This window comes from Mesorhizobium sp. M1252 (assembly GCF_040318265.1).
GTDB lineage: Bacteria > Pseudomonadota > Alphaproteobacteria > Rhizobiales > Rhizobiaceae > Mesorhizobium.
This window is the reverse complement of record NZ_JAMYLX010000050.1, coordinates 1-991: the sequence shown is the minus strand read 5'-3', so window position 1 is coordinate 991 and position 991 is coordinate 1. Positions and strand designations below refer to the sequence as shown.

The following is a 991-nucleotide window of genomic DNA, read 5'->3' as shown; positions in this document are numbered from 1 at the left end:
GCAGGCTTCTCTGATTGGGGTCGTTGAGGTCAAGCTCCTCCTGATATTTTTCCGGACCATGTCGCGCCGGGGGTCACTCGCTTCTCTTCGCGGTCGACGTTAAGCCGCCGCATGATGGGGTCAGTGGAGCGTGGCCTCTCAATCTGTTGAACGACCTTGGGAGAGAAAGCACGCCAAACTGTTCGCGATGTCCTCGCACACCTGTTCGCGATGTCTCCGGTCCAAACACTAACGAGATCGCCTTGCCCATCGTCCCCACGGGAACGATCCGGATCACGCCCCTTCGGGCGGAACCAACTCCTCCTTCGTTGGTCCGTTATCCCGTATTTCATGCCGATACGGGGCCGGGTGCCTTGCCGAAGCGGAATTGTGTCGCATCGCTCCACATGCGATGCAGGATGACAGCGAGCTTGCGAGCAACAGCAACTCGGGCTCGGGCCATACCGCGGCCGCTTGGCGACGTTCATACCCCACGCTCTGAGGCTCGACCATTTCTTGCTGAGCACAAGCAGCGAATGAGCCGCCTCATAGAGGGCCGTGCGGGCGAGTTCGTCACCGCATCGGCTTACCTTGCCCTGAATGTCCGTCTCGCCAGATTGATAGCGTGCCGGGGTCAGACCCAAATGCGCTCCGACATCCCTCGATCGGCGAAAGCGGTCCGGCTGATCGACTGTGGCACGAAAGGCGAGCGCGGTGATGGGTCCCACACCGGGCACGGACATGAGGCGCCGGCAGACTTGCTCCTTGCGGGCGATATTGAGGACCTGCTTTGTCAGTCGCCCGAACTCGCGCAACATCGTTGCCACGATCGCCAGAAGCGGCTCGACAAGCGCCAGGATGACCGTATCTGCGCCAATCAGTTCGCGCACGCGATGGGCGAAGGCTGCGCGGCCTGGAGTGCCGAGCTTGATGCCGGCCTCCCGCAGAATGGCCCTGACGACGTTTTCGATCGTCCGCATTTCATTGAGGACCGTGCGTCGCGCAACGAGGA

1 pseudogene is annotated in these 991 nt (G+C 61.6%); it reads right to left on the bottom strand.

What is annotated here, in order from left to right:
- Positions 1-328 precede the first annotated feature (328 nt).
- Positions 329-991, bottom strand: a pseudogene (locus NKH22_RS31470) (IS110 family RNA-guided transposase); the annotation flags it as partial.